Here is a 3,124-nt window from a genome sequence, read left to right on the forward strand (position 1 = left end):
GCACTCGGCAATGCTGCGTAAATACACTTCGGTTTTGCCGCTGCCGGTTACGCCATCGAGTAGGTAGCGTTCAAACTGGCCTAGACTGGCGCATATTGTGGAGACTGCATATTGTTGTTCGGCATTGAGTGTTGGCCCGGTTGCGCTCCCGCTCGGTGGGGGCGCGACAGGGGTGTCGGCCTGCCGTAAGTATCCGCCATTGATTAAGTTGTTTAGTACGGCACTGCTGTAGCCAAGATCTTTAATTTGACGGCGCGAAAGTTGTCCGGCCTGGCGAATCACTGCCAGTAGGCTGATTTGTTGGTGGGCGCGAATCGCCAACTGGGGCAGCTCGTCGCAATTTTCACTGAGTCGCCAGTACTGCGCAGGCTTTTCTTTTGGTGGGCTGGTCTTGCGCAGCGCCACCGGCAGCATTTGCGCAAAACAATCACCAACGGGGTGGTGGTAGTAATCGGCGGCCCAGCGCCCAAGCTGGACTAAATCGCTTGGTAGGCTAGGCTGTTCTTCAAGAACGTTTAAAACGGCTTTTAACTTATTGCTGGGTATGTCGCAGATGGCGTCAAGGGCGATCACCACGCCAACTAATTGTTGACGGCCGAAGGGGATGCTCACGCGCAAGCCAATTTCGGCGTCGCGGCCCAAACTCGCGGGCCATAGGTAGTCAAATCCTCGGCGCAGAGGGCAGGGAACGGCGACAGTAACGAGTTTTGGCATAAAGCGGTGGCTATTCGGGCTTAGGTAAAGTGGCAGTGTATAAGAATTACGGCGCTGGGCGGAGCGAAGTTTTTGCGCAATGCCGCGCACTGCTTGCTTATTGATATAATTCTGTTAACATTCGCCGCCTGAATTTCAAGCTAATTTTGAAAGTAGCAGCCTGCGCGGTGCCCGGCAAATGATCGGGTGGCGGCGTCCATTGAGGAAAGACCCATGAAAGCAGATATCCATCCGAATTATGTCGCCATGAGCGTGACTTGCAGCTGTGGTAACGCCTTTGAAACGCGTTCTACTTTGGGCGATGCCCTGCACGTTGACGTTTGTTCATCATGCCACCCGTTCTACACCGGCAAGCAGAAAATGCTTGATACTGGCGGCCGTGTTGATAAGTTCCGCAAGCGTTTTGGTTCACGCGGCGCGGCACCTGCACCTACCGAGTAATTTCCCGGTAGTGCTTAGTGGCTGCGCAGGCAGTCACCATAGAAATGCCCGGTGCTAATCTGACCGGGCATTTTTGTTTGTGCTTTTTGAGTTATAGGTGGCGGGCTCGCATCCGTCTCAGGCAAGTTTGGATGCCGATGCATCTTGGTAGCGCACTTCAATGGTGTTTCAAGGCGGGTAAGGCCCTTGAAAAGCAGATGTGACGGGCTTTGTCACAGTCAGCGACTTGTTACTGTAAACTCTTTTCTATATGCTTTCTCGCCTCTTTGAGAATGCATCCATATTGGGAATTATCGAATGTCCAAAGATGTTAAGCAGGCGGCTCTGGATTACCACTCGCTCCCTACCCCAGGTAAAATCGGCATAATGCTGACCAAGCCTGCCGAAACTCAGTACGATTTATCACTGGCCTACAGCCCAGGCGTGGCTGAGCCTGTCCGGGAAATCGCCAAAGACCCGGCCAATGCCTACAAATACACCAGCAAAGGTAATTTGGTTGCGGTAATTTCTAATGGCACTGCTATTTTGGGTTTGGGCGATTTAGGTCCCTTGGCCAGCAAGCCGGTGATGGAAGGCAAGGCGCTGTTGTTTAAGCGTTTCGCTGATATTGATTCCATTGATATTGAAGTTGATGCTGAAGACAGCCAGGCATTTATTGATACCGTTAAGCGTATTTCCATTACTTTTGGTGGTATCAACCTTGAAGATATCAAGGCGCCAGAGTGTTTTGAAATTGAGCGAGTATTAAAAGAGCAGTGCGATATTCCGGTTTTTCACGATGACCAGCACGGCACCGCCATTGTGACGGCAGCGGGTATGTTGAACGCGCTGGAAATTCAGGGTAAAAACCTTGAGACTGCCAAAGTGGTTTGTCTTGGTGCAGGATCTGCTGCGATTGCCTGCATGCGTCTGCTTGTTAGCCTCGGTGCTCGCTACGAAAATATTTTCATGATTGACCGAAGCGGCGTGATTTACCCCGGCCGCGATGGTGTTAACGAGTATAAGAAAGAGTTCCAGAACGATACCGATGCGCGCACCCTGCAGGATGCGATTAAAGATGCCGACGTATTTGTGGGCTTGTCTGGTGCGGATCTGCTCAGTGCTGAGATGCTCTTGTCGATGGCGCCAAAGCCAATTGTGTTTGCCTGTTCAAACCCGGATCCTGAAATTCAGCCCGAGTTGGCCTTGTCAGTGCGCAGCGATTTAATTATGGCAACCGGGCGCTCAGATTACCCCAACCAGGTTAATAATGTTTTGGGTTTCCCCTTCATATTCCGAGGTGCATTAGACGTGCGCTCTACGGCAATTAATGAAGAAATGAAAATTGCTGCCGTACACGCGTTGCGTGATTTGGCGAAAGAGCCAGTGCCCCAAGTCGTCATTGACGCCTGTGGCGTAACGGAGTTGTCCTTCGGGCCTGACTACATTATTCCTAAGCCAGTAGACCGTCGTTTGCTTGGCAAAGTGTCTGCGGCAGTTGCGCAAGCGGCTGTTGATACGGGTGTGGCAAATCTACCCTATCCGGCGCATTATCCGCTAAGTTAGACGTCAGACGCTAAAGCAAAGCCGCCGTAATTTACGTTACGGCGGCTTTTTTATGGCTGTGAGTTTGGCTTAATCCTTACCGCCGTTCTGGGCAATAATTTCTTGAATGCGCTCGCGCAGCCATTGGTGGGCAGTGTCGTTGTTGGCACTGCGGTGCCAGTACATTTGCATCTCCAGCGCCGGTAATTTTAGCGGCAAGGGGTGGCTTTGCAGGGGTAGGAACTCCTGAAAGCGCTGGGCTAAGTGCCGGGGTAGGGTAAGTAATAAATCTGAATCAGCAACGATATGGCTGGCGGAATAATAGCTTTGGCCACGCAAAATAATATTTCGGTTTAGGCCTTTGCGATTGAGGGCGGCGTCTTCAATCACGCTACCACGGCTGCGGCCGGACACCGAAATATGCTGGGCCTGTAGGTAGTTTTTA

The 3,124-nt window shown here is 51.8% G+C and carries 3 protein-coding genes and 1 pseudogene; 2 read left to right on the top strand and 2 right to left on the bottom strand.

The features are described from left to right. Positions 1–714, bottom strand: a pseudogene (locus ABYT30_RS17675) (primosomal protein N'); the annotation flags it as partial. 213 nt (positions 715–927) lie between these two features. Here ABYT30_RS17675 and rpmE point away from each other — a divergent pair. Together rpmE and ABYT30_RS17685 are read left to right on the top strand one after the other, a co-directional pair. Next, positions 928–1,155 (top strand): 50S ribosomal protein L31, encoded by a 228-nt coding sequence (gene rpmE / locus ABYT30_RS17680; RefSeq protein ID WP_373083942.1) that lies wholly within the window; start codon positions 928–930, stop codon positions 1,153–1,155. A gap of 297 nt (positions 1,156–1,452) precedes the next feature. Beyond that, the gene (locus ABYT30_RS17685; protein WP_373097809.1) at positions 1,453–2,700 is read left to right on the top strand and encodes a malic enzyme-like NAD(P)-binding protein; all 1,248 of its coding nucleotides are present in this window, start codon (positions 1,453–1,455) and stop codon (positions 2,698–2,700) included. 69 nt (positions 2,701–2,769) lie between these two features. On the opposite strand, the gene ABYT30_RS17690 is transcribed toward ABYT30_RS17685, so the two are convergent. Continuing rightward, a partial coding sequence (locus ABYT30_RS17690; protein ID WP_373097810.1) for a LysR substrate-binding domain-containing protein occupies positions 2,770–3,124 on the bottom strand: 355 nt, incomplete at its 5' end.

Origin of the sequence: Zhongshania sp. (assembly GCF_041623545.1) — a bacterium.
GTDB lineage: Bacteria > Pseudomonadota > Gammaproteobacteria > Pseudomonadales > Spongiibacteraceae > Spongiibacter.